Source organism: Planktothrix prolifica NIVA-CYA 540, from assembly GCF_963864145.1.
In the GTDB taxonomy this organism is placed as follows: Bacteria; Cyanobacteriota; Cyanobacteriia; order Cyanobacteriales; family Microcoleaceae; genus Planktothrix; species Planktothrix agardhii.
Genome location: NZ_CAWLTW010000001.1, coordinates 3,448,103 through 3,467,518, shown reverse-complemented (window position 1 = coordinate 3,467,518; position 19,416 = coordinate 3,448,103). Strand labels below are relative to the sequence as shown.

22 protein-coding genes are annotated in these 19,416 nt (G+C 41.3%); 14 read left to right on the top strand and 8 right to left on the bottom strand.

Annotation, left to right across the window (positions count from 1 at the left end; genetic code table 11):
* Positions 1 to 47 precede the first annotated feature (47 nt).
* The 3 genes from ntrB to AC559H_RS15480 form a co-directional block, all read right to left on the bottom strand.
* Positions 48 to 896: a nitrate ABC transporter permease gene (gene ntrB / locus AC559H_RS15490; protein ID WP_026798540.1), complete on the bottom strand. Its 849-nt coding sequence runs from the start codon at positions 894 to 896 to the stop codon at positions 48 to 50.
* A gap of 51 nt (positions 897 to 947) precedes the next feature.
* The gene (locus AC559H_RS15485) at positions 948 to 2,321 is read right to left on the bottom strand and encodes a CmpA/NrtA family ABC transporter substrate-binding protein (RefSeq protein WP_026785390.1); all 1,374 of its coding nucleotides are present in this window, start codon (positions 2,319 to 2,321) and stop codon (positions 948 to 950) included.
* 619 nt (positions 2,322 to 2,940) lie between these two features.
* Positions 2,941 to 3,642 (bottom strand): DUF1997 domain-containing protein, encoded by a 702-nt coding sequence (locus tag AC559H_RS15480; protein WP_026785391.1) that lies wholly within the window; start codon positions 3,640 to 3,642, stop codon positions 2,941 to 2,943.
* A gap of 132 nt (positions 3,643 to 3,774) precedes the next feature.
* On the opposite strand from AC559H_RS15480, the gene AC559H_RS15475 reads away from it, so the two are divergent.
* Together AC559H_RS15475 and AC559H_RS15470 are read left to right on the top strand one after the other, a co-directional pair.
* Positions 3,775 to 4,437, top strand: coding sequence for an NAD(P)H-binding protein (locus AC559H_RS15475; protein ID WP_026785392.1), 663 nt, complete (start codon positions 3,775 to 3,777; stop codon positions 4,435 to 4,437).
* Complete coding sequence (locus AC559H_RS15470) at positions 4,437 to 5,138, top strand: glycoside hydrolase family 24 protein (RefSeq protein ID WP_051319546.1); 702 nt, start codon at positions 4,437 to 4,439, stop codon at positions 5,136 to 5,138. The genes AC559H_RS15475 and AC559H_RS15470 overlap by 1 nt, the downstream gene beginning before the upstream one ends.
* A 21-nt stretch (positions 5,139 to 5,159) precedes the next feature.
* Here the strand turns inward: AC559H_RS15470 and AC559H_RS15465 are convergent, their stop codons facing one another.
* The 3 genes from AC559H_RS15465 to purE form a co-directional block, all read right to left on the bottom strand.
* Positions 5,160 to 5,771, bottom strand: a complete 612-nt coding sequence (locus tag AC559H_RS15465) for a hypothetical protein (RefSeq protein ID WP_026795942.1) — start codon at positions 5,769 to 5,771, stop codon at positions 5,160 to 5,162.
* A gap of 117 nt (positions 5,772 to 5,888) precedes the next feature.
* A complete protein-coding gene (locus AC559H_RS15460; RefSeq protein WP_026795941.1) occupies positions 5,889 to 6,401 on the bottom strand; it encodes a hypothetical protein in 513 nt (170 codons plus the stop codon).
* A 66-nt stretch (positions 6,402 to 6,467) separates the two neighbouring features.
* Complete coding sequence (purE, locus tag AC559H_RS15455) at positions 6,468 to 6,947, bottom strand: 5-(carboxyamino)imidazole ribonucleotide mutase (protein WP_026785396.1); 480 nt, start codon at positions 6,945 to 6,947, stop codon at positions 6,468 to 6,470.
* Positions 6,948 to 7,013: 66 nt separating this feature from the next.
* Here purE and nagA point away from each other — a divergent pair, with 66 nt between their 5' ends.
* The 4 genes from nagA to AC559H_RS15435 all read left to right on the top strand — a co-directional run bounded on the left by nagA (position 7,014) and on the right by AC559H_RS15435 (position 10,136).
* Positions 7,014 to 8,282 (top strand): N-acetylglucosamine-6-phosphate deacetylase, encoded by a 1,269-nt coding sequence (nagA, locus tag AC559H_RS15450; protein ID WP_051319545.1) that lies wholly within the window; start codon positions 7,014 to 7,016, stop codon positions 8,280 to 8,282.
* 42 nt (positions 8,283 to 8,324) lie between these two features.
* Positions 8,325 to 8,537: a DUF2839 domain-containing protein gene (locus AC559H_RS15445; RefSeq protein ID WP_026795940.1), complete on the top strand. Its 213-nt coding sequence runs from the start codon at positions 8,325 to 8,327 to the stop codon at positions 8,535 to 8,537.
* Between the two features lie 209 nt (positions 8,538 to 8,746).
* Entirely contained in the window at positions 8,747 to 9,097 is a 351-nt protein-coding gene (locus AC559H_RS15440) for a DUF1815 family protein (RefSeq protein ID WP_026795939.1), read from the top strand.
* 163 nt (positions 9,098 to 9,260) lie between these two features.
* Positions 9,261 to 10,136 carry an alpha/beta fold hydrolase gene (locus tag AC559H_RS15435; protein ID WP_026795938.1) on the top strand — a complete coding sequence of 292 codons (876 nt, stop codon included), beginning with the start codon at positions 9,261 to 9,263 and terminating at the stop codon, positions 10,134 to 10,136.
* Positions 10,137 to 10,211: 75 nt separating this feature from the next.
* Here the strand turns inward: AC559H_RS15435 and glyA are convergent, their stop codons facing one another.
* Positions 10,212 to 11,495 (bottom strand): serine hydroxymethyltransferase, encoded by a 1,284-nt coding sequence (gene glyA, locus AC559H_RS15430; RefSeq protein ID WP_026795937.1) that lies wholly within the window; start codon positions 11,493 to 11,495, stop codon positions 10,212 to 10,214.
* A gap of 195 nt (positions 11,496 to 11,690) precedes the next feature.
* On the opposite strand from glyA, the gene AC559H_RS15425 reads away from it, so the two are divergent.
* The 7 genes from AC559H_RS15425 (at position 11,691) to AC559H_RS15395 (ending at position 17,653) form a co-directional block, all read left to right on the top strand.
* On the top strand, positions 11,691 to 11,888 hold the full coding sequence (locus AC559H_RS15425) for a hypothetical protein (RefSeq protein ID WP_026795936.1): 198 nt from the start codon (positions 11,691 to 11,693) through the stop codon (positions 11,886 to 11,888).
* A 126-nt stretch (positions 11,889 to 12,014) separates the two neighbouring features.
* Complete coding sequence (locus tag AC559H_RS15420; protein WP_026785403.1) at positions 12,015 to 12,491, top strand: Tic20 family protein; 477 nt, start codon at positions 12,015 to 12,017, stop codon at positions 12,489 to 12,491.
* 900 nt (positions 12,492 to 13,391) lie between these two features.
* Complete coding sequence (locus AC559H_RS15415) at positions 13,392 to 14,372, top strand: SDR family oxidoreductase (RefSeq protein ID WP_026785404.1); 981 nt, start codon at positions 13,392 to 13,394, stop codon at positions 14,370 to 14,372.
* Positions 14,373 to 14,517: 145 nt separating this feature from the next.
* The gene (locus AC559H_RS15410; protein ID WP_026785405.1) at positions 14,518 to 15,435 is read left to right on the top strand and encodes an NAD(+) kinase; all 918 of its coding nucleotides are present in this window, start codon (positions 14,518 to 14,520) and stop codon (positions 15,433 to 15,435) included.
* A 114-nt stretch (positions 15,436 to 15,549) separates the two neighbouring features.
* Entirely contained in the window at positions 15,550 to 16,245 is a 696-nt protein-coding gene (nblR, locus tag AC559H_RS15405; RefSeq protein WP_026785406.1) for a response regulator transcription factor NblR, read from the top strand.
* Positions 16,246 to 16,417: 172 nt separating this feature from the next.
* On the top strand, positions 16,418 to 16,969 hold the full coding sequence (locus AC559H_RS15400) for a DUF192 domain-containing protein (protein ID WP_233423139.1): 552 nt from the start codon (positions 16,418 to 16,420) through the stop codon (positions 16,967 to 16,969).
* 468 nt (positions 16,970 to 17,437) lie between these two features.
* The gene (locus AC559H_RS15395) at positions 17,438 to 17,653 is read left to right on the top strand and encodes a DUF2949 domain-containing protein (RefSeq protein ID WP_036831945.1); all 216 of its coding nucleotides are present in this window, start codon (positions 17,438 to 17,440) and stop codon (positions 17,651 to 17,653) included.
* Positions 17,654 to 17,988: 335 nt separating this feature from the next.
* Here the strand turns inward: AC559H_RS15395 and vapB are convergent, their stop codons facing one another.
* A complete protein-coding gene (gene vapB, locus AC559H_RS15390; protein WP_026795935.1) occupies positions 17,989 to 18,210 on the bottom strand; it encodes a type II toxin-antitoxin system VapB family antitoxin in 222 nt (73 codons plus the stop codon).
* Positions 18,211 to 18,902: 692 nt separating this feature from the next.
* Between vapB and AC559H_RS15385 the strand changes: the two genes are divergently transcribed.
* The gene (locus AC559H_RS15385) at positions 18,903 to 19,346 is read left to right on the top strand and encodes a type II toxin-antitoxin system VapC family toxin (protein WP_026785411.1); all 444 of its coding nucleotides are present in this window, start codon (positions 18,903 to 18,905) and stop codon (positions 19,344 to 19,346) included.
* Positions 19,347 to 19,416: the final 70 nt, after the last annotated feature.

The window sequence follows — 19,416 nt, the reverse complement described above, 5'->3', positions numbered from 1 at the left end:
AACTCCTGGTTAATGGTTGATAGCGCCTGGACTGCGATGACCGTATCCTATTTTTTGTCGCCGGGGACAATTAATTGTTGAACGTAGCCAATACCTCGGTCTAAAATTAAACCGACTGCACCGATATAAACCACGGCTAAAATAATGTCACTGATGTAGTTTTGTTGGTAAGCATCCCAGATAAAGAAACCAATTCCCACGATACCGGACATCACGATTTCAGCAGCGATAATTGCTAACCAAGCTAAACCTACGGCAATTCTTAATCCGGTGAAAATGTAAGGTAAGGCGGAAGGGAATAGAATATTTAAGTAATATTCTTTGCGAGATAATTGCAAGACTTTGGCAACGTTATTATAATCATCGGGAATCTGTTTAACGCCTTCTTTAGTATTAATTAAAATCGGCCAAACGGAAGTAATAAAAATCACGAAAATCGCTGCGGGTTGGTTTTGTTGAAAGGCGACTAAGGCAATGGGAACCCAGGCTAAAGGAGCCACCATTCTTAAAAACTGAAATAGGGGATCTAATGCTTTATCTAAAATCGGATTTGTTCCGACTAAAACCCCCACACTAATGCCAACAATAGCAGCAATTGAATAGCCTTGAGCCACCCGTCCTAAACTGGCTAAAGTTTGCCAAAATAAGCCTTTATCTAATCCTCCTCGATCATAAAAAGGATACATTAATAAAGTTCGGGTTTGTTCATTAGTCACGACACTTAATGGCCCTGGTAAACGGGTAAGTCCTGAGAGGGAGAAAAGTTGCCAAACTACTAAAAAACCCAAAGTTCCCATTAAGGGAAGAATAATATCTTGTGAATTCTTTTTCCAATATTCAGCCACATTGTCAACAAAGCTATTTCCGTTGGTTTTTCTTTTAGCGGTACTTGTCATTTTTCAAACTCCTTATGTAGAGACGTGCCATGGCGCGTCTGTATATGATTTCTAGACTTTTTTGATGGTTAAACTTTGAAGATAGGCTTCTGGATTTGCCGGATCAAAAGTAATTCCATCAAAGAACTTTTCCACACCTCTTGAAGTCGAAGCGGGAATATCAGCAGTAAACCCGGCTTCTTTGGCAGCTTCTCGCCAAATATCCTCACGGTTTACCTTATCAACAATGGCTTTTGCTTGGGCAATATCTTTAATTTGACCATTATGGAAACCCCAACGGATAGTTTCAGTTAAAAACCATAAATCATGGCTTTTATAGGGATAGGAAACACTACCAATTGGATCTTTCCAATATAACGGCCCTTTATTAAAGTCTTGAATTGGAGGTTTTCCATCTCCCATCTGATAGTTTCCTTGGAAGGGGCCAGTCAGAACTGCTTCAGGCACATTAAAATAATTCCGTCCAGAAACTATCGTGATTAATTCGGCTCGATTTTCTGGTTTATCACACCATTGTTGGGCTTCCATTAAGCCTTTTAATATAGCCTTTGTTGCCTTGGGATGTTTATCAACCCAGTCCGCACGAATGGCTAAATATTCTTCAGGATGAAACGGCCAAACTTCCGTGGTTAAACAGGACATGAAACCGATGTTATCACTAACAATTCGATAGGGCCAGGGGTCGCCTGTACTAAAGGCATCCATCGTTCCATTTCTCATTCCCTGAAGGGTTTCTGCGGGAGGAACTGCGATCAAATCAATATCCACATCTGGGTTAATTCCCCCCGCAGCTAACCAATAGCGAATCCAAAAATCTTGGTTAACATTGGGGAAGGTATAAGCAGCTTTAAATTTGCGTCCAGTGGTAGTTGGAAGACTGCGAATATATTCGGCTGCTCCCTTAATATCTAAACCTATTCCTTTCCCTAAATGGGTATTAGCAATAGCGACACCATTGCCATTTGTATTTAATTGAGCTAAGACATACATAGGGACTTTTTTGCCCCCGGTAATAATGCCTTCTGTCAATAAATGGGGCATGGGCATTTGCCACTGTCCGCCATCAATTCCGCCCCCACCTGAGCCAATGGTAACGTTATCCCGTGCTGAAGCCCAGTTTGACTGTTTGGATACTTCAACATCGCTCATTCCATACTTAGCAAAAAAGCCTTTTTCTTTGGCAATAATTAATGGGGCAGATTCCACAATAGGAATAAAACCCAGTTTAATTGTTGTCACTTCTGGGGCTTGTTCTGGACTAATATTAGCCGCCGGAACTTGTGTTGTCGCCGGAGCACTTCCTGTCTTAGCGGTAGGTTCAGGTGGGTTACCCAAACATCCTTTTAAAAACACGGTACTAGCCGCGGAAACTCCGGCGGTAATTAAAAATTTTCTGCGAGAATAACCTGTTGAAAATTCAGACATTAAACCTCCTAACAACCTGTCTGTTGAAAAAATAGGTTGCTACTTACAAAAAGAATTTTGTAGTAGTTAAATTATTCAGGACTTACGCACAAGACCAAAGAAACCGGGTTTCTGGCCCTGATTTTGCGGATGAAATCGGTTATTTCTCGTTCAGAAACCCGGTTTCTGCGTAAGTCCTATAGATAAAACATTACCCTGGGGTCAGGGTGACTTGGGTTAGGACTTGATTGTTAATGAAGTCGTGCCATAGCCGTCTATAAATACTAAAGTAGCATCATATCTATAGATTGTCACTACCTTTTAGTGCCAAATATAATTTTTTTTTAAATGGGAGTGATCAAGTTTTGCTTATCATTCATCGTTTATTCTAAATATATTTATTTTAAACATAATCAAATCTTATCAAAATAGGGATTTTTGGCCAAAAATTGAGACTTAAACAATAAATTAATGGTTTAAGTCGGTAAAAACAGGGGAATTAGACGCATTGACGAAAAAGAATAGTTGTAAAACTTTACATATAAAAAGGTCAATACACCGAAACCCGCCAGGGGTGTCTTATATAGTTGTATTCGCTTATCCTAAACAGCAGTGCGAGTGTTCGGTGCTCGCTAGGGTATTAACCGCGATATTTAGGAAAAGGAATCCCCAAGCTGGTATGAAAATCCTGTTGAGTTTTAGCCGAAAGACGCCGGGAAACCTGTTTAACAATATTTTTTAGTAGGGTATCCCCGCTTTTTTGAATTAACCCTTCTGATTTAGAACGAATAAACTTAGGAATTTGTACCCCGACGGCCAAATCTAGGCGCCATTTCGCTCCAGTGATTTGAGTCGGACATTCCTTTAATTCAATTCGATGTTTAGTACAAAATTCGGCCGTGGGTAAATCAACTAAAGTCATCGTCGATTGAAAATCCACCTCATAACCAGGAGCAGTATAATTGGGGATGGGAACCGTCCGAATCCGATAAATCCCCTCTGCATCCGGTGGGACTAATTCTAATCCAATCCGCGCTTCCACTCGATAACCCAAGGCTCCAAACCTTCCAACTAATAAATCATAGGCATTATTCCCCATGGGTTCGGTTTTCATTGGTAACGCACACCGACAAAACCAGCCGCTATGTTGACCCAAATATTCCGCCACCGTATCCAAAGGCGCGAACATTTCCATACAGTCTTCAAAATCGCTGTGAAACCAGATTAACTCCTGAGAATCTTGCTCTTGATTACTTTCTTCGGGGTTTGGGAGAGCAACAGAATCATCAACAAACTCAGATGATGCTCTTGACGGTTGAGGTTCAGAGATATCGGACGGCATAATATGTTCTCCTGCGAGGGTTTTTTCCTATTTCCAGAATGCCTTGTATTGTCGTGAACCGCTATGATAAATATACGTAACTTTTGATGTTACTTGGCAAAACTTAACACTTACTGAAAAACCTTTAACAGCATGAAAGCATTTGTCGCAGGGGCAACGGGGGAAACGGGACGGCGAATTATCACCGAATTAGTCAAGCGGGAAATTCCGGTTAAGGCTTTGGTTCGGAATATTGAAACTGCTCAACAAATTTTACCGACCGAGGTGGAACTGGTGGTCGGAGATGTTTTAAATACTGACAGTTTAGCCTCGGCTTTGAGTGATTGTACGGTTGTATTGTGTGCAACAGGCGCCAGACCCAGTTTTGATTTTACTGGGCCCTATCAAGTCGATTGTCAAGGAACAAAAAATTTAGTTGATGTGGCAAAATCCCAGGGAATTGAACATTTTGTTTTAGTTACTTCCCTGTGTGTCTCCCAATTTTTTCACCCATTAAATTTATTTTGGTTAATTCTTTTCTGGAAAAAACAAGCGGAAGAATATCTTCAAAATAGTGGTTTAAATTATACCATTGTTCGTCCGGGTGGGTTAAAAAATGAGGACAATAATTATAATTTAGTCATGCAGTCGGCCGATACTCTATTTGAAGGTAGTATTCCCCGAACAAAAGTGGCTCAAGTGTGTGTAGAAGCATTATTTATTCCAACTTCACGGAATAAAATTATTGAAATTGTAGCTAACCCAGAAGCTCAACAACAGCCCTTAGAACAACTATTTGCCAGTGTAAGTGATTGATGGAACATTATCAAAGAAAAAGACAGAATCTTAATCGCCGTAAACGGCTATTCTGGAGTGGTTTACTGCTATTGACGTTAACCTTTATTGGGGTCAGAAGTTGCCAGGGAAAATCGGATTTTGAACCGTCAATTGATCAACAGGTGGAAACAGAATGGCCACCTTTAGTTATGCGGGGCGGAGATCCTTATATTCGGGCTTTGATGCGAACCATTTCCGCCAGTGAGTCCAGTTATTCTGACCCCTATCATGTTTTATATGGCGGAAAATATGTCTCTAATTTACAGAGCCATCCTGACCTATGTATGAAGATTATGGTCGGCCCAAATCAAGGCAAATGTAGCACCGCCGCCGGACGCTATCAAATGTTAAAAACTACCTGGGATGAAAAAGCCGAACGCTATCATCCAAAACCCGCTCAATTTTGGTTTTGGCTTCCCTATAGTTTTGAACCAGAATATCAAGATACGGTGGTTTATCGTTGGTTATTAGATGATAAATTTTGGGGAGTTAATATTTCCCAATTATTACGCGAAGAAAAAGTTGATCAGGTGTTAGAATTATTATCAGGAACCTGGACAAGTTTAGGCTATGGAATTGAAGATAATATGGTTACGAATTCCTTGCCCGAAATTTATGAAAAGATTTTGCAAAATGAACTTAATCACGAAAATGGTAAGTTATTTAAAATGCCTCCTTAACCCTCATCCAGATCGATTGATTTAACCAATCGGATGCTGACCAGGCTTAACAGCATGAATATTTTCGCTCCCTGACTGGGGCCATCCCCTGCGATCACCCGATTCTGAGGGTTGTCCCCAACCTAATTGTAATAACATTTCTAAAAAACTCGATTTCTCCCACTTCCAAATACAAGCCCATTCCGTGCGTTGAATAATAGCATCGACTTCTTCTACGCAAATTTGACGATAATCCTTACCACTATTTAAACTTAAATATAAATCCATCCCGGCGGTTACATCATCCCAGAATGCCAATAATTTAATTTTTGCTGCTTTTAACTGTTCTAAATCATAGGGTAAGGCAATTAATTGTTCATTCACAAACGGAAATTGTAGGGTTTTTCCCCTAACAATAATTTCCCGCCAAACAATTCCAGAAACTTGATGTTCTTGTTGGTATTGGTGAATTGTTGCCTTAAAATTTTGATAGGCTGTAAACTTTTGAATTCCCTCCGGTTTTAAAAAACAATCAACCACGGGATTTCCCACCGCCGGAGTCGCCCTTAAATTCAAACGCTCCCCTTTCAGGCAAGCTTGGCGCTCCTGATTTAAGATTTGGATCAGTTCCTCTGTACTGTAGATTTTTGACATCAGAAACGTCCTAAATTTACATTATTTATGGGATGGGATGTAATTGAGGATATGGTAGTGCATCCGTCTTAAGGATGTCAAGGAACTGATCGTCAAGGTGAATCCCTTAAAGACTGATTATTCAGTAGAATTAAGTTTGGATTTTAATAACTTTAGCCGATCGGAACTCAGTTTAATTTTAACATCCATTAACTGTTGATGATCCCGAAATAAAATCATTCCATCTTTGCCAACAGCCAAATCGGGATCGGTTAATTCTATGATTTGATAAGGAGGTTTATAACCTTCGACTCGAATCACCACTTGCTGTTGAGATTGGGGGAAAATATACAGTTGTTGTTGTTGAGAATCAAGTTTTAATTTATGGGGAGTAATACTCAGTTCTTGGGGTAGTTCTGGTTTAAAATAATAGAGTGTGATTCCGCGAATTTCTGGTTTTTTTATCGTAAAGGTTTCATCAAAACGTTGGGGTTGCCAATCTAAACCACTCAAATAATCCCCATCGGCAGGAATTAAACGTTGTTGCCAGTGAATTTCCTGACCTTGTAAGGATGCCCACCACTGACGAATGATATCCAGATGGGTTGCATTATCGGGGTGATTGTTACTAGACTGCCAAAGGGTTGTCATAATTTTTTTATCCTATTTTTTTTGTTAGTTCTCAATATCACTGCTCGCAGATCTCCGACTTTACACCTAATATTCACTATAGCCAACTTGATCCAAACGCTCCTGTTTTTCCAGAACAGATTGTTTAAGATTTTCCCGATAGTCTTGAACTTTTTGCAAGAGTTCAGGATCATGACTGGCTAGGATTTGTACTGCTAATAAACCCGCATTTTTAGCATTACCAATTGCCACCGTTGCCACCGGAATTCCTCCAGGCATTTGTACAATAGAATACAGAGAATCAACCCCCTGTAAGGTGCGAGTTGTTACTGGAACCCCAATTACAGGTAAAGGGGTTAAAGATGCCACCATCCCCGGTAAATGGGCGGCTCCTCCGGCTCCGGCAATAACCACTTTTAATCCTCGCAAATGGGCGGTTTTAGCATATTCAAACATCCTTTCCGGGGTACGATGGGCGGAAACAATGGCAACCTCATGGGGGATATTAAATTCTTCACAAACGGCGATCGCCCCCGCCATTGTGGGTAAATCTGAATCACTCCCCATAATAATCCCAACCACAGGAGTAGAGTTAGTCGATAATAATGTAGAGTTCAAAGCCAACTATTCCTCATGATCACAACACCACAGCAAGACGCCGTTAACTTCGATATTATCAATGTCCGTCTCCCAAGAACACAAAATTTACAACAAGTTTTAATTCGTCAGGGTAAAATCTCAGGCGTTGGAGCGATGGCAGGTTTATCTCAACCCAGATCAACCGCAGCAATTCAACAAATAGATTTGCAAGGAGATTGGCTATCTTTGGGAGGAATAGATTTACAAATTAATGGGGGATTAGGATTAGCTTTTCCCGATTTAGAACCGCAATATTTTTCCAAGTTAACCGAAATTTGCCAGTATTTATGGGAACAGGGCATTGATGGGTTTATGCCCACTATTGTCACCACTTCAATTGATAAAATTCAGCGATCGCTCTCCACCATAGCAGAATTTATCCAAACTGTTCCCCAGGACAAACCCACCGCTAAAATTCTAGGGGTACATCTGGAAGGGCCATTTCTCAATCCCAGTAAACGGGGGGCCCATCCTCAAGAGCATTTATTACCCCTAACTTTGGAGCAGGTGCAACGGGTTCTAGGGGACTATGCAAACGTCGTAAAAATTATTACCCTAGCCCCGGAATTAGACCCCACAGATACAATAATTCCCTATTTGACAAATTTAGGCATAATTGTTAGTTTGGGTCACTCCCAGGCTACAGCAGAGCAGGCAGAACGAGCTTTTAACCTAGGGGCAAGGATGGTAACTCATGCTTTCAATGCCATGCCCAGTCTGCACCATCGAGAACCGGGTTTATTGGGGGCGGCTTTAGTTAATAACCAGGTACAATCGGGCTTTATTGCCGATGGACAGCACATTTCTCCCCTAATGGTTAATTTGCTGTTAAGGATGTCGGGAATTAACCAACCCAACGAAGCCACAGATTTAATTCCCCTGTTTTTGGTGAGTGATGCCTTAGCACCTTTGGGACTACCGGATGGGGTTTATCCTTGGGATGAACGACAAATTGAGGTGAAAGAAGGTACCGCCCGTTTAGCCGATGGGACTTTATCTGGAACCACCTTACCTTTATTTGTAGGGGTAGAAAATTTAGTTAAGTGGAATTGTTGTGATTTGGGAGAGGCGATTGCCTTGGCCACAATTGCTCCGAGGCAAGCCCTGGGTATATTTTCTCTTATGGGTGAATCCGCCAGTCAGCTTTTGCGGTGGAAACTTGATCCGGCCTCTGAAACTGTTACTTTGAATTGGGAGCGATTATTACCATTTGTGATCGATCAAGGAATAATCGTCAACTCGCCAAAAGATCAAATAAAATGAATGGGAGTAAATAAGTCCTACTGTTAACTTTTATATACAAATATGGGTGAAGCAAAACGCCGAAAAGATTCTATGGGGGAAAGTTATGGCCAAGAGGAAAAATTTGTCCCTTGGTTTCCCGTCACTAAAAACCAAAGTCGAAAATTCATAGAAATTACGACTAAAGCCAGTTGGTTAGGGATTGGTTTACTGGTTTTTGTTTGGGTTACGATTCGATTTATCGGCCCTGGATTTGGGTGGTGGCAGATTGATTGAGGTTGAGGGAAAGTTTCTGTACCTGGAACTTCTCAACAGAGGGTTTTGGTTAACCTGGAAAACAGTCTCTATTTTGGCACTGGGGGGGGTAAATAGGGTGATCTGTTCAATTTAGGCTGATCAGACTAAGATTAATATTTCAGCACCATAACTTTAAGATTATGCTACATTTTGTAAATAATCCCAGGTGTGGTGATAGGAGGAGAATTATGTTTCTCAGAATTGCAGAACAACACCGCAAATTCGTTCAGGACTTGGTGATGAACCTCCAAGCTCTAGCTACGGTGCTAGAAAGACAGGGGTATCTTGCCTCCTGCTATACCTGCGGCGGTCAGATGAATAGCGCCTCCTTTATGGTTAGTTTAGGCGAAAGTCATCTGATTCGTTTCCTGGTGTCGGACTATGGAATTACCTGGACAGAAATGCGCGATGACCGGGAACTCATGAAATTAGAAGGTGCCGAAGCAATTCAACAGTTGCAGGAATTGGCTAATTTAGTCATTTACAGAGGAATACCTTCTCCCCATCTGATCAGTCCCAAACTTGCCCAGCGTGTTTAGAAGATGCGGAATTGCCTTTTTACAGACCTAATGAAGTTGATGGATTTAACCCCCGTCGGTGGTAATCTGGAATCACCGAGCAACTGTTTAACATTGCTCCAATCCGTTGAGGAAATTCTCTAAGACGTTAGCCTAAGCGCTTGTGAGCATTATATTGGAGTTTATGGTGACATTGGAATCTGATTGGCAACATCTGTTTGTAGAAACGAATAACATTCGTTTACACACGGTTACCCAAGGTGAGGGTGAACTCGTCATACTTCTACATGGATTTCCTGAATTTTGGTACGCTTGGCGCTATCAAATTCCGGCTTTGGCTCGTCATTTTAAAGTTGTTGTACCTGATTTACGGGGTTATAATGATTCTGACAAGCCGGATAGTGGCTATGATTTGGATACCCTCGTAGTTGATATTCAGGGCTTGATTCAACGATTAGGCTATGTTAAAGCTCATATTGTTGGGCATGATTGGGGGGGATTAATTGCTTGGCATTTTGCCCAGAAGTTTCCTGAATCTCTAAATCGTTTGGCGATTCTAAACGCTCCTCCCCCTTATCGTTTTGTGCAAGAATTAGTTAGTAATTTAGATCAAGTTCGTCGCAGTTGGTTTATTTTTGCCTTTCAAGTTCCGGGGATTCCCGAATGGTTAATCCAACAAAATTTAAAAGAATTTATTACTAATGCGTTGCGAGAACACGCTATCCGTAAGGGTGCTTTTAGTACCGAAGAAACTCAAATTTATGAAGCAGCTTTAGAAAAACCCGGGGTATTAAGAGCAGCGATGAGTTATTATCGTCATTTGTTTTGGCCGCCGACTTGGTTATTAAATTTGACAAAAACCCAGGTAAAAGTTTTATCTCCTACTTTAGTTTTATGGGGAAAGGAAGACTCATTTTTAAGTTATCATCTAACGGAAGGTTTAGATAGATTAATTGCGGCCCCGTTTAAACTAGAATTAATCTCCGATTGTGGTCACTGGATGCAACAGGAAGTTCCCCAAACTGTAAATCGAGAATTGTTAAATTTTTTAAGACCTTAGCCCCCCGTGTACGGGGTTTGGGGGGTAATTGGGTTTAAATCCTACAATTCATTTGATAGATCTATCTAAATCCCACTAGGCTAAGGCTGGAACTTTCAAACTCAGATGGGGATAGAGGGGAAAGCGATCGCACAAATTCGCCACCCGTTGACGACAGGCTTCGCCGATACCTTCATCTTCGGGGTTTAACAGACGGTCGGCGATAATATTCCCAATTTCGATAAATTCCGTTTCTCCCATCCCCCGGGTGGTCATGGCCGGAGATCCCAACCGTAAACCACTGGTGACAAAAGGAGATTCGGGATCAAAGGGAACCGTATTTTTATTCGCCGTAATATTCACTTCACTAACCAGTTGATCCGCCCGTTTACCCGTCATATTGACAGAACGTAAATCCACTAACATCAAATGATTATCCGTACCACCGGAAACAATTTTTAAGCCTCGGTTTTGTAACTGAGTCGCTAAGGCTTTAGCATTGGCAATCACTTGACCAGAATAGGTCGAAAACTCGGGTTTGAGGGCTTCCCCAAAGGCAACGGCTTTGCCTGCAATAACGTGCTCTAGGGGGCCACCTTGACTACCGGGGAAAACAGCTTTATCCAATTTTTTGCCCAGTTCGGCATCTCGGCTGAGAATCAATCCGCCCCTTGGCCCTCTCAAGGTTTTGTGAGTAGTGGTGGTGACAACATCACAATAGGGGATCGGGTTAGGATGATGACCCGTTGCCACTAACCCAGCAATATGGGCAATATCGGCCATTAAGTAAGCACCGACTTCATCGGCGATGGCGCGGAACTTCTCAAAATCAATAATCCGAGAATAGGCAGAATAACCGCAAATCAGCATTTGAGGTTTATGCTGTTTAGCCAGTTCTAAAATTAAGTCATATTCAAGTTGTTCGGTTTCCGGGCTAACTCCGTAATGGCAAGCCTTAAACCATTTACCGGAAACATTGACCGGGGAACCATGGGTTAAATGTCCCCCATGGGATAAGTCCATTCCCATGATCGTGTCACCCGGTTTGAGCATAGCCAAGAACACGGCAAAGTTAGCTTGGGCTCCAGAATGGGGCTGAACATTGGCACTCGCAGCCCCGAATAGTTGTTTGGCGCGTTCAATGGCTAATTGTTCGATGCCATCGACAAATTCGCAACCCCCATAATAGCGTTTTTTGGGAAGTCCTTCGGCGTATTTATTGGTGAGAACCGACCCCTGGGCCGCCATGACCGCCGCCGAGGTAAAATTTTCACTGGCAATTAATTCTAGGTGTTCCCGTTGACGACAGAGTTCATGCTGAATCAGATCAGCAATCACCGGATCAGTTTCAGATAAGATTTCTAAGTTAGTCTGACTCACAATAAAATTCCTCTTAATTACACAATTTGATTACCGATTCAAACGGATTAGGATTATCCCTGATTTTCCATCATAACTTTACTGTGCTGATGGTTGATTCCAAAATTGCATTAAGTTGTGACTCATTTAGCCGAATCCCCGATAACTGTGGGATTACAATAAAAGTATAATTGGGCGTCTGTCGGAGGAATCATTATGCTAGTCATTTTGATGGATAACCAGATACTTGCTTCTCAACAAGTTTGTCAGGGATGTTTATTAGCCGATCAAAGCGGTCAACCGCGTTGGAGAGGAGGCCAGTTGTCCTGTGGACATTTGGTTCGTCCCTGCATTGACAATCAACCGAGTCAGTATGAATGTCAGATGGGTTTCCGTATTGCCAATATCCAATAATATATTGGTTCTTGGTGATCAGCGAGGGGGTACTTGCACTCCTTGTGGGTTTTTCTTGCGAACATCTAACCCCAATCTCTAGGACTGCGCTATCCTGAGTTTAAGAGATACTCAGGAGAATTGGTTATGACTTGGCGCGGAACCACGACAGTACGCGATCGCATTTTTGCCGCATTACCCTATCTATTACCTTTAATGAATGGGTTGCCCTTTGGACGCTTTTTATTCCAACAGTTTCCAGTTTTACAAATTATTACATTGCCTGTTATTCCTTTAATGTTCCTTTATCAATACATTCCTTTTGCTGGATTTATTGTGTTTATCGGTTTATATATGTTAGTGGTTCGTAATGAAAATATTCCCCATTTCATTCGATTTAATACCATGCAAGCCATTTTGATTGACATTGTTCTAATTTTATGCACGTTAGTATTCCAGGTATTTGGCAGTGTTCTTCTACAAGGATTTGTCGGTGAAACCCTCTACAACATGATATTCTTGGGACTTTTGGCGGTATTTTTCTATTCTGTGATTCAATCTTTGTCGGGAAAATATGCAGAAATTCCCACGATTTCCGATGCAGTCTATATGCAGGTGCGTTGACATCCACCCCGCGGTAAAACGGGCGGGGATTCCATCTATTTCAACAAAGAATAAAATCGGGCTAGATGTGCTAACAGTCTGAACAAGTGTCATCCCCTACATATCAAGATTAGATGCTGATTTAATCGAAAAGTCTCTGTTACCTAAGTTTACAATTGCGAGAGTGTTGATTGATCAAATGATTAACTTTAATGGATTTCACTTGCAATTTATAGGGGGAATGTTTATTCTATATACAGGAGCCAAAAAGAGCTTCTCTGACAGATCAGTAAACGATGTTCAAACGGTAAAATCTCGATTATAGGAGGCCCGAAACACGTTTTCTTGAGCGTCCGAGTTAAGTGAAATTAGGAGGTTAACTAAACTGTTTCATCTAACGTCTGTCGTCTTCCGCAGTAACTCTTTCTTTAGTTGCTGATATTTCCTCTAGTGAACCAAATGGGAGCAATGTAGCTTTGTTTTTAACAAGTATACAACTCCAAACTTACGGATTATAAACGAGGAAATTCCTTAGCTTAACTAGGAGGTTAGTTACTCTGTTAAAAGTCAATACAATCTGTCTTGTAGAATACAAACAACAGTACCTATCATTATATCCTTACACTTCCCCTAATCATGGTAAAGGGAGCAATGCAACTAGGCTTCGACCTTAGTAGCAACTCTACATCATCCAACATAGGAGGGGAAATCACTAGGGAAATGAGCTTTGGGTGCTGTTGTTTTGGGTTGGAACGATTTCGTCGCAACGCCGCAATCAGAAAAAGTTTTTATTGTTTTCAGAGTCTGGGGTGATATCTGGGATCTACAGGGTAGGCCCTCGGATTTTTGTTAAGTTTTGTAAAAAAATGAGAGAATATTTGATAGCATACTTAACAAACTTTAATCTTCAGACTCATATTCATGACCTTATTAATTGTTGGTGGGACTGGCACATTGGGAAGACAGGTGGTGCGACGCGCTATTGACGAGGGTTATACCGTGCGTTGTTTAGCACGCAGTTACCGCAGGGCAGCGTTTTTAAAAGAATGGGGGGCGGAATTGGTTCCTGGGGACTTGTGTGAACCAGAAACCTTAAAATCTGCCCTAGAAGGAGTAACGGCCGTGATTGACGCAGCAACAGCCCGTCCTACGGATTCATTAGGAATTAAACAAATAGACTGGAAAGGGAAAGTCTCTCTGATTCAAGCGGCCAAGGAAGCAGGAGTGGAAAAATTTATCTTCTTTTCCTTTTTGGATGCCGAGAAATATCCCCAAGTGCCCCTATTAGAAATCAAGCGCTGTACCGAACTATTTTTAGCCGAGTCCGGTTTAAATTACACAATTTTAAAGCCCTGTGGATTTTTTCAAGGGTTAATTGGTCAATATGCGATTCCAATTTTAGATAAACAAGCGGTTTTGGTACCTGGGTTAAGTTCACCCGTTGCCTATATGGACACCATCGATATCGCTAAATTTGCGGTTAAAGCCCTATCCGTTGCTGAAACTGAGAATAGAAGTTTTCCCATCGTCGGCTCTAAAGCCTGGACAGCCGAGGAGATTATTCGTTTATGTGAAAGGCTTTCGGGTAAAGAAGCTAAAATTACTCGCACCCCTACACAAGTCCTGCGTCTATTCCGGCAAGTAACCCGTTGGTTTCAGTGGAGTTGGAATGTCTCTGACCGTCTAGCCTTTGCTGAGGTTTTAGCCAATGGTCAACCCTTGCAAGCGTCGATGGATGAAACCTATCAAGTTTTTGGCATCGACCCCAAGGAAATCAGCAGCTTAGAGACTTATATGCAGGAATACTTTAGTCGGATTATGAAGAAACTTAAAGAATTAGAATATGAACAGGAAAAGCTGAAAAAACGTAAACAGAGAAGCAATCCCTTCAAGCCCCTCTAACTGGACACAATCGCCCAAAGACAGAGTATGCTTTAACCATCGCTCAATTGTATGTCTGATCAGAATTGGGGTGGCAATCCCAGTTCTGAGATAGACGAATTAGTTGCTGTTAGGCTATTTAAACCCAATTTTAACAAGACTTCTCGTGCCAAAAGTAGGAATTATTTATAATGACTCCAAACCCACCGCTTGTCGTGCTGCGACCGAGATCAAAGATAAGCTGATAGGGCGGGGATTGAAGGTTTGCACTGCACCCGGAACCGGGGGCATCTTGGGCTATGCTACTGGGCCAAATCCTTTACACCGCATTCCTATGGATAAGCTGGCCCCGCCTGATTTTGATCAGGAGATGATGTTTGCCATTGTTCTAGGTGGGGATGGTACGGTTCTCTCCGCCTCTCGTCAACTGGCACCTCACGGTATTCCTCTATTGGCGGTGAATACGGGTCACATGGGGTTTTTAACCGAAACCTACCTGAATCAATTGCCTTCGGTCTTGGAACAAGTGATCGACGGAAACTATATTGTTGAAAACCGGACTATGATTGCGGTGGAGGTATGTCAGTCAGAACAAGTGCTGTGGGAAGCTTTGTGTTTGAATGAAATGGTGTTACACCGGGAACCCATGACCTGTATGTGTCATTTTGAAATTAAAATCGGTCGTCATGCTCCGGTGGATATTGCGGCGGACGGGGTGATTATTTCTACTCCTACGGGTTCAACGGCCTATTGTTTATCAGCCGGAGGAGCCGTGGTAACACCCGGGGTGGAAGTGTTACAGTTACTTCCCATCTGTCCCCATTCTTTGGCTTCTCGGGCTCTGATTTATGGGGAAACTGAACCTGTAATCATTTATCCGGCTAGTCCGAATCAGTTGGTGATGGTAGTGGATGGAAATGGAGGCTGTTATGTCCTTCCAGAATATCAGGTGAAAGTTAAGCGATCGCCCTATCATGCCAAATTTATTCGGCTTCAACCCCCCGAATTTTTTCAAGTTCTCCGAGAAAAATTAGGCTGGGGACTACCTCATATTGCCAAACCGACTTCTGTTGAATTACCGTAGCCGGGGGAGACAGAGGAGGCAGGGCGGAAGTGTGTTAGCACGCACTAACACCTTAATAGTTAACGGAAAGTGTTAAAATAGTTTTAATTTTTTTGATCAAAACAAAATAAATAGATGAATAAGTTGGGGTTAGAGCAGCATCCTTCGATCTTAGTTATTGAGCCAGATGAACTGTTAGCTCAACAGATTAGCCTAGATTTAGAAGAAGCGGGTTATTATCCGATTGTAGTCAGTAACGGAGCAGCAGGATTAAATCAAGCAACGGAATTACAACCCGCATTAATAGTCATTGATCGATTATTGGGAGGAGAGTCAGGACTATCGGTTTGTAGTCATTTACGTGATTTAGGTAGCCGGATACCTGTGTTAATTTTAATGGCAAAAGATGCGATCGAAGACCGCATTGCTTGTTTAGAGTCGGGGGCAGATGACTATTGTTTAAAACCCTATCGGACGGAAAGTTTTTTGGAACGGGTCAATCTATATTTGCAACCAGGAACTAATACTAACGAACAGTTACGCTTTGGGGAGTTAGTCTTGGATTTGGCCACCAGAAGGGCACTCCGCAATAGTAGAACAATTGATCTAACAATGAAAGAGTATGAGTTACTCAAATATTTGATGGAACATCCGCGAGAAGTCTTAACCCGGGAACAAATTTTAGAGAATGTCTGGGGTTATGACTTTCTGGGAGAGTCTAACGTTATAGAAGTTTACATTCGTTATTTGCGACTCAAAATTGAAGACGAAGGCGAAAAACGCCTAATTCAAACGGTTAGAGGGGTGGGGTATGTTCTCAGAGATGGGTAATGGGTTTTGGGTTTTGGGTAATGGGTTTTGGGTTTTGGGTAATCTGCGTAATCCTGTTAAATCAGTGATCAAAATTGTCTAAGATGCTGTACGATCTTTTGTCGCTGGGGATACAAATTTTTTGACAACCTTGAACCTTGAACTGTTAGTCGGATTTAGGACTGGTTTGATCTTGGCTTCTATACCCAAAGCCTTAGTTTCCATGGGTTTTGGGGCGCTCGGTATATTATTAGTTAGCTGTTCACCTTTGTTATCATCGGTTTCAATAGCACAATCTGTAGGTTTAGGAACTTCGGTTTCTCAATCTCCTATAATCACCCAAGAGAATCGGGGTCAAATGTTACCGATTACGGCGAAGGCTAAAATTGGCAGCCAGGTTATTCAGCTTGAAGTGGCTCGAACCCCTCAGCAACAAGCATTAGGTTTAATGTATAGAACCAATGTAGCCGATGATCGGGGAATGTTATTTCCCTTTGCTCAACCTCGGGTTGTGGGGTTTTGGATGAAAAACTGTAAAATCCCCCTGGATATGATTTTTCTGCGCGATGACGTGGTGAAAGCCATTCAGGTTAATGCTCTCCCTTGTGAACAGGAACCTTGTCCTACCTATGGCCCTGATGTTCCGGTGAATCAGGTGATTGAATTACGGGGCGGACGATCTCAGGAATTGGGTGTAAAAGTGGGCGATCGCATACCGATCAGCTTTCTGAATTCTCAGCCATGAGCTTTAAGTTGAAATAACTTTACAAAAATTCATGTAATTTGTTAAAACTTTAATGTTAAGGTCTACACCATAGCAAATAAATTTGTTAATCTGTTTATTCGAACACTGTTCAGCGTAAAGGCAGTTAACCCTATACAGTTGATTTATTCTTCTTAGGTGTGAGGAGAAGCAAGCGGGCAAAGAAAATTGATCCACGACGATCATTGGTTGTCAGGGCTAATTTTGAGTCAAGTTCGCGCGTATTGAACAAGCTAGGGTTAAATAACCGTGAAACTGTGACTCTAAATTTTAGAGTTCCGCTACTTCTCTGTTTTGACAAGGAAACTGTTCTGTCTAGCGACGGATTAATTTTGATAGCTTCATCTGTTTCAGTATATCAATCTATAAAAAAAGGCAATTAGCCAATTTTATCAGAAAAATTTTTTGTTAACCCTTAGATCAATATTAAATTAGGAGGTGAGTGTTAGAATGACACCCAGTAAATACTCTCGGTTTATTCACTTTCTGCAGGAAGAATTATCCCTATCTGCGGATTCAATTGCCATGGCAGAAAGAGCCAATCATCCCACGAACTCTCAACATAAATATCAAGATCCCAGTCCCGTATCTATGACTTTGTTGCAATACGGTTTAGTTACCTTAGAGCAGTTAGATAGAATTTTTGACTGGTTAGAAACGGCTTAAAATCTCGATTTTTAAGAACAAAATTATAAGTAGGGCTTGCTGAATAAGTAACAGAAAATGACACAAATTACTACAACTGAATTACCCCAAACCTTGCAAACTCTATTGATAGAGGTTGAACGTACCAAAACCCCTCTAACTGTTATCCATGACGGGCAACCATTAGTGATTATCTATCCCGCCAACAGCCAACCCTCACGCCCCGCTAGCATCAGAAATTAGGCTAAACTTACTGTAGAAACGCTAAATTTACCTTTGCCATGAGCTATCGCCATATTATTACTATCGAGCCTGGTAAACGAGGCGGAAAGCCTTGTATCAAAAGAAATGTCATGTTACATATATTCCTTTAGATTATCGAGTGGTTGATCGAAATCATCAGACATAAATATCTGACCAACCCAACTTCCATAACCATGAAGTTCTTCAAGTTTTTCTTGAGATGATCCACTTTTGGCGTGTTTCTCAAGTAGATATTGTGCATAATCCAATATCTCTTTTTTTAAAGATTCCGGCATCTTGACGACGGTTTGAAAAATCTCTATATCAATAGTCATGATTATTATGCAATATTAGCAAGATTATCTTTAATTATTATACCATAATTACATTGAAAAGGCGACTCAAATCTTCAATTGTACCAACACAATTTAGGCGAAGGCGACTCTGTTCATCAGCATTATGAAAGTCTGCAAAGATTCTGGGATAACTCATGTTTTTACTCGATTTAGGATGATGATTGTGATGGGTTAGGAATCGTTGGTGTGATTACGACCGCCACGAACTACTAAGGCTTTGTTTGGAATTATTTCCACAAGTGTAGGCTGTTTGATTTATATATGCGCTACAGTTTACCAGAAATCTTTGCCTAAGCGCGATCGCTCTTTATTTTAAGAAGGCGATCGCTCTCCCTACAATGATCACATTGATATGATGGAAACTGGTGATATAATAAATTAAGTAATTCTGGAATCGCCATGGCTAAACTTCAGATTGAAAACTTGCCTGATGAACTATATAGTCAGATTGAGTGTCTGGCCTCAGAGAAAAATTTTACTCTTAATGAGGCAGTTATTCATCTGTTGACGCAATCCTTATCATTTGATCCTGACAAAGTAATGATAAATCGGACGCAAGAGAACCAACCCATGTCAGCAATTCTACAAATAATTCGTAATCGTCCGAGAGTTAACCCCAGGGATTTTGGATTAACAGATAGCACTATTTTAATTCAAGAGGATCGCAATAGATGACCGTTAGTTTACGCTGCATAATTGATACAAATATTTGTATTAAGTTATTTGTTGCTGATCTATTGACCTCTAAAGTTAATCAACTATTTACTCATCTTGATGATCCTTCTGTTGAGTTTTTTGTACCTGATCTTTTTTATATTGAATGTGCTAATGTTCTCTGGAAGTATGTACGCGCTAACCTCTACACGGCTGAACAGGTTAAAGCCGATTTAAGTGACTTAAAAGCACTACGATTTCAAGTCATTTCAACAAAAGATCTAATCAGTAATGCTGTTCAAATTGGTTTGGACTATGGAATTACAGCTTATGATGGCTGTTATGTAGCACTTTCAGAACAAGTTAAAGCACCGTTGCTAACTCTGGATGAACGGTTAGTAAATTCTTTGACAGGTAGCAGGTTTGATGTGAGACTTTTTACAACTTTTTCTCTAAAATGATCACATTGATATGATGAAATGCGATCGCTTTCCCTACAATTATTACAAGAAAGTGCGATCGCTCCTTTTT

Excerpts from the sequence above, each read along its gene's own strand:
- ntrB (WP_026798540.1), bottom strand. The coding sequence starts at position 896 with ATGACAAGTACCGCTAAAAGAAAAACCAACGGAAATAGCTTTGTTGAC.
- AC559H_RS15485 (WP_026785390.1), bottom strand. The coding sequence starts at position 2,321 with ATGTCTGAATTTTCAACAGGTTATTCTCGCAGAAAATTTTTAATTACC.
- AC559H_RS15480 (WP_026785391.1), bottom strand. The coding sequence starts at position 3,642 with ATGCCGTCCGATATCTCTGAACCTCAACCGTCAAGAGCATCATCTGAG.
- AC559H_RS15475 (WP_026785392.1), top strand. The coding sequence starts at position 3,775 with ATGAAAGCATTTGTCGCAGGGGCAACGGGGGAAACGGGACGGCGAATT.
- AC559H_RS15470 (WP_051319546.1), top strand. The coding sequence starts at position 4,437 with ATGGAACATTATCAAAGAAAAAGACAGAATCTTAATCGCCGTAAACGG.
- AC559H_RS15465 (WP_026795942.1), bottom strand. The coding sequence starts at position 5,771 with ATGTCAAAAATCTACAGTACAGAGGAACTGATCCAAATCTTAAATCAG.
- AC559H_RS15460 (WP_026795941.1), bottom strand. The coding sequence starts at position 6,401 with ATGACAACCCTTTGGCAGTCTAGTAACAATCACCCCGATAATGCAACC.
- purE (WP_026785396.1), bottom strand. The coding sequence starts at position 6,947 with ATGGGGAGTGATTCAGATTTACCCACAATGGCGGGGGCGATCGCCGTT.
- nagA (WP_051319545.1), top strand. The coding sequence starts at position 7,014 with ATGATCACAACACCACAGCAAGACGCCGTTAACTTCGATATTATCAAT.
- AC559H_RS15445 (WP_026795940.1), top strand. The coding sequence starts at position 8,325 with ATGGGTGAAGCAAAACGCCGAAAAGATTCTATGGGGGAAAGTTATGGC.
- AC559H_RS15440 (WP_026795939.1), top strand. The coding sequence starts at position 8,747 with ATGTTTCTCAGAATTGCAGAACAACACCGCAAATTCGTTCAGGACTTG.
- AC559H_RS15435 (WP_026795938.1), top strand. The coding sequence starts at position 9,261 with ATGGTGACATTGGAATCTGATTGGCAACATCTGTTTGTAGAAACGAAT.
- AC559H_RS15425 (WP_026795936.1), top strand. The coding sequence starts at position 11,691 with ATGCTAGTCATTTTGATGGATAACCAGATACTTGCTTCTCAACAAGTT.
- AC559H_RS15420 (WP_026785403.1), top strand. The coding sequence starts at position 12,015 with ATGACTTGGCGCGGAACCACGACAGTACGCGATCGCATTTTTGCCGCA.
- AC559H_RS15415 (WP_026785404.1), top strand. The coding sequence starts at position 13,392 with ATGACCTTATTAATTGTTGGTGGGACTGGCACATTGGGAAGACAGGTG.
- nblR (WP_026785406.1), top strand. The coding sequence starts at position 15,550 with ATGAATAAGTTGGGGTTAGAGCAGCATCCTTCGATCTTAGTTATTGAG.
- AC559H_RS15395 (WP_036831945.1), top strand. The coding sequence starts at position 17,438 with ATGACACCCAGTAAATACTCTCGGTTTATTCACTTTCTGCAGGAAGAA.
- vapB (WP_026795935.1), bottom strand. The coding sequence starts at position 18,210 with ATGACTATTGATATAGAGATTTTTCAAACCGTCGTCAAGATGCCGGAA.
- AC559H_RS15385 (WP_026785411.1), top strand. The coding sequence starts at position 18,903 with ATGACCGTTAGTTTACGCTGCATAATTGATACAAATATTTGTATTAAG.